The organism is uncultured Bifidobacterium sp., assembly GCF_949292005.1.
Lineage (GTDB): Bacteria > Actinomycetota > Actinomycetes > Actinomycetales > Bifidobacteriaceae > Bifidobacterium.
The window spans coordinates 1-4836 of sequence record NZ_CASEXV010000012.1 but is presented as its reverse complement, the minus strand read 5'-3'; the positions used below and the strand labels follow the sequence as shown (position 1 = coordinate 4836).

Genomic DNA, 4836 nt, shown 5'->3' with positions numbered 1-4836 from the left:
TCGCTCTATCGGCGGTCATCTATCTGATGCTCGTCGCGGGAATGCCCACCTACGCCGCTTATTTTCTGTACCTCGCCGGTGCCTACATGCTTTTCTATGGTCTGCGCACCTATATTCATGAGCCGCGCAAGTGCCCAGCCTATATGGGGTGGTTCATGGTGGCCGTTGCCGTCGGCGCCGTTCTGTCGCTTCCCTACACGCTCCAACTTCTCGATTCACTTCAATCGAGCGGTTATACGGATACGCGGAAAAGCTTCGCGTCGGCTGTTCTGGGAATTCCACAGATCAAGACGTTGCTTTTCCCTTATTTTTCCACCTCGTCCGCGGTGCATCCGAACGAGGGAACTCTCTTCGCCGGAGTCCTCGCGGTCGTCTCTCTGCCACTTACGGCCGTGAACAAACGCAGAAAACCGCGGTCGATGTTCTTCCTCATATCGGCAGCCATCATTCTTCTCCTCATCTTCACGCATGTCGGCGATGCGTTCTATAGCTTGCTTCCGGCGATCAGCTCCTCGTTGAAGTTTCGTGTTATTGTCCTGTTGGATTTCTGTCTTTCAGTGCTCGTCGGAATCAACATGGATGATCTTCTGATCCATAAGCCATCAGGACGGCGTGAGATTCTATCGGTTATTATCGCATCCTTCATTGGTGTCGCAGGCTACGCCTTCGCTTTTAGACGCGTTCTGCCGCTTACTTCGTCGGCCAGTATAGGTGTGTCAACTCACGTCTGGCTGGGTTGCGCGGTTGTTGTGGTTTTCGTCATCATTGTGCTGATGCGTCTTGTGACGGATAGAACATGGCTGGTGCAGCTGTGCACGGTCGCGTTGTTCTGTGTGGTGGCACTCGACATGGGGTATTTCGGATATCATTATTGGCCGGCCATCTCATCAGGTGCGTCCTCCATTCCCAAGGCGACACCGTCCGTCACGAGCCTGCAAAAGGGCACCAAAAACGGCGAGAAGATTGTTAGCGTCGGTAATTGGGATTTCTTCCCGATGACCAACGTCTTCTATGGGATACAGAACGTCAACGCGCATGGCTTTCTGTACACCCAAACCGACGTGTCGGCGTATTACAAGGCGATTGATTCGGGAATATTCAATCAGTCCCCGACGCGCCCCGTGCTGACGTCAGTCGATCAGGGAGCGGAGAATCTGCTTCAATACATGGGCGTCAAATACGTGGTCGGGCAATCCGCGTCGATAGAGGTCCCCGACACGTCCGGAACGGACAAACAGCCATATGGCCAGTTCGTTGACGGCTCGGTGTATGAGCAGACCTTCACGTCGCAGAATGATGATCTCAAGGCGATATCCCTCCATGTCAAACCCAGCGGTCAGGGGATGCCTCAGGGAACGGTCACCATGACGCTTCGGGACGACTCCACGAACGAGGTTGTCGCATCCTCCACCCAGTCCCTTTCGTCCGTCACGAAGGAATCATCATTGACGTTCGGTTTTTCGGCGATCACCGACTCAAGCGGCAAAACGTACACGATGAGTCTCACATCCAACGCCCCGGCTGGTTCAGGGGTGGACTTCTACATGACGACGGGCGACGCCTATGCGGGGACTGCGGGAGACGCTCTTGCGAAGGCAACCGGCGACATGGCAATCACCTGCGTGTACGAGGGCGTGACCTCGGAGGACGACGGACTGGCTTTGCGCCGTCTGTCCGACTACACCGCCAAAGTGCAGCTGACCGATGATGTGAAGGTGGTCGACACCGACAAGGCCGTGCTCAGCGGAATGAAGGCGAGTTTTGAGAAAACCGCTGTGTATTTCAGTTCGGAGTCCGGAGTGCCGGACGACGCCTCGACATCGAGGCAACCGAAGCTGACGTCCGGGGAGAAGGTCTCGAACGTCGTCGAGAAGCCGGATGGGTCGATGAGCTTCACCGTGTCCACGAAGCAGAAGAGATTCGTGGTCGTCAACGAATACAACGACGGCAACTGGGTGGCGTATGTGGATGGCAGACGTGTGACCATGTACAAGGGGAACTATCTTTTCAGAGCCATCGAGGTGTCGTCCGGAACCCACGTTGTGGAGTTGCGGTACGTGAACTCGTCGATCAACACCACCCTTGTCGTCTCCTCCGCGGTCGGCCTCATGATGGTGGTGATCTTCGTGGCGACTCCCCGGTATGACGCCTGGCGTCGAAAAAAGTGGGGTTTCCTTCAGCGTCCTCCACGTCATCTGAAAGCCTGCTGAGGAATCGGAGTTCCTGTGCCGGCTATAGAATGGCTCATATGACTGAAACGTTTTCTCCGCGCAACATCATCGTGACCGGTGGTTGCGGGTTCATTGGCTCGAATTTCGTTCGGTGGGTGGTGGACAATGCCCCGGGCGTCCATGTGACCGTTCTGGACGCCCTCACCTATGCCGGGCGGCTGGAGAACATAGCAGGGCTTCCCGAGGATCGGGTCGATTTCGTCCATGGAAACATCTGCGACGCGGATCTTCTGGACCGGATCGTCCCCGGGCATGACGCGATCGTGCACTACGCGGCGGAGTCCCATAACGACAATTCGATAGCCGACCCCGAGCCGTTCGTCCGCACGAACGTCGTGGGGACCTTCCGCCTGCTGGAGGCCGCCCGCAAGTATGGCGTCCGGTATCATCACGTGAGCACCGACGAGGTGTATGGGGATCTGGCGCTGGATGACCCCGCCCGCTTCACCGAGGAGACGCCCTATCATCCCTCGAGTCCGTACTCGTCGACGAAGGCGTCGAGCGACATGCTCGTGCGCGCATGGCACCGCACATACGGCGTTCGCGCCACGATCAGCAACTGCAGCAACAACTATGGCCCGTACCAGCATGTGGAGAAGTTCATTCCCCGCCAGATCACGAACATCCTCATGGGTGTGCGCCCCAAGCTCTACGGAGACGGGCTGAACGTGCGCGACTGGATCAACACCGAGGATCATTCGAGCGCGGTGTGGACCATCCTCACGCGTGGTCGCATCGGCGAGACGTATCTGATCGGCGCGGACGGGGAGAGGGACAACATCACGGTGCTGCGCGACATCCTTCGGGTGATGGGCCGGCCCGAGGACGCCTTCGACCATGTGAAGGACCGTCCGGGCCACGACAGGCGCTACGCGATCGACTCGTCGAAGCTGCGCCGGGAGCTGGGATGGGTTCCCCGGCACACGGACTTCGAGTCCGGTCTGCGTTCGACCGTCGAATGGTATGAGGCTAACCGCGCGTGGTGGGAGCCGGTCAAGGCGGCGACCGAGGAGAGGTACCGCAGGCAGGGTCAGTGACCCGGAGTGGCCCAGATTGGGTGGCCCGGGGTTGTGAAGGGCCGGGGCGCGGTACGTGGCCCGGGAAGTGAACGGATATGGAGGGTGGACGGAACATGGAGTTCGAGAAGGATCTGAATACCACGCAGACGGGGATACCGGGTCTGGTGGTGTTCGACCTACCGGTGCACGGCGACAACAGGGGCTGGTTTAAAGAGAACTGGCAGCGGGCCAAGATGACGGCGCTGGGGTTGCCCGACTTCGGACCCGTGCAGAACAACATTAGCTACAACGAGAAGAAGGGCGTGACGCGTGGCATTCACGCGGAGCCGTGGGATAAGTTCATCTCCATCGCGGCGGGGGAGGTGTTCGGAGCGTGGGTCGACCTGCGTCCTGGCGACGGATTCGGCAAGGTGTTCACCACACGACTCGATCCCTCCCGTGCCATCTACGTGCCGCGTGGGGTGGGCAACAGTTTCCAGGCGCTCGCGGACGGTACCGTATACACCTATCTGGTCAATGCGCATTGGTCGGCCGAGCAGAAGAAGTCATACACGTTCGTGAATCTGGCCGACCCGGCACTGGGCATCGATTGGCCGATTCCTTTGGATGGCTGCGAGCTGAGCGAGGCTGATCTGCACCATCCCCTGCTGGTGGACGCCAAGCCGATGGAGCCACGACGCACGCTTGTCACCGGGGCGAACGGGCAGCTGGGCCATGCCCTGCGGGACTACGCCGAATCCCATCATCTGACGGGCTTCGAGTACACGGACATCGACACTTTCGATTTCTCCGATCCACAGGCGTATGAGGCCTATGACTGGGATCTTTATGGCACGATCATCAACGCGGGTGCCTACACTGCCGTGGACAAGGCCGAGACGAATGAGGGGCGCCCGACCGCCTGGAGGGCGAACGCCGTGGGACCGGCGCTTCTTGCCCGTGTGGCCCGGGAGCATGGAATCACGCTCGTGCACGTGTCAAGTGACTATGTGTTCGACGGAACAAGGGACACGCACGACGAGACCGAGCCATTCGCGCCACTGGGCGTGTACGGGCAGTCGAAGGCCGCGGGCGACATTGCGGTGGCAGGGGCGCCCCGCCACTACATCCTGCGGTCGAGCTGGGTGATCGGCAGGGGGCACAATTTCGTGCGCACGATGGCGGGACTGTCGGACCGTGTCGCCGATCCCGCGGACTCGTTGGATCATGTCACCGTGGTGGACGACCAGTATGGCCGGCTCACGTTCACGGACGACATGACCGCCGCCGTGTTCCACCTGCTTGATTCGGACGCCGCGTATGGGACGTATAACATGACGGGCTCGGGGCCGATCGAGTCATGGGCGGATATAGCACGACGCGTGTTCGATCTGCGCCACGGCAACGGAGACGCGGTCACAGGCACATCGACCAAGGAGTACTTCGCGTCAGCTTCGGCCCCCGTGTCCCCGAGGCCTGTGCATAGCGCGTTGGACCTGTCGAAACTCGAGTCGACGGGATTCTCTCCCGCCGACTGGCGTCAGAGCCTAGCCGACTACATCACCCGACACCAGAACGGCTAAAGGGGCGTGTGTCGATACGGATAG

3 protein-coding genes are annotated in these 4836 nt (G+C 59.6%); all 3 read left to right on the top strand.

The annotated features are described in order from the left end of the window. A partial coding sequence (locus Q1X90_RS00460; RefSeq protein ID WP_300765697.1) for a YfhO family protein occupies positions 1-2210 on the top strand: 2210 nt, incomplete at its 5' end. A gap of 38 nt (positions 2211-2248) precedes the next feature. Beyond that, positions 2249-3268, top strand: coding sequence for a dTDP-glucose 4,6-dehydratase (gene rfbB / locus Q1X90_RS00455; protein ID WP_300765696.1), 1020 nt, complete (start codon positions 2249-2251; stop codon positions 3266-3268). Between the two features lie 95 nt (positions 3269-3363). Then, a complete protein-coding gene (locus Q1X90_RS00450; RefSeq protein WP_300765695.1) occupies positions 3364-4812 on the top strand; it encodes a bifunctional dTDP-4-dehydrorhamnose 3,5-epimerase family protein/NAD(P)-dependent oxidoreductase in 1449 nt (482 codons plus the stop codon). Positions 4813-4836 lie beyond the last annotated feature (24 nt).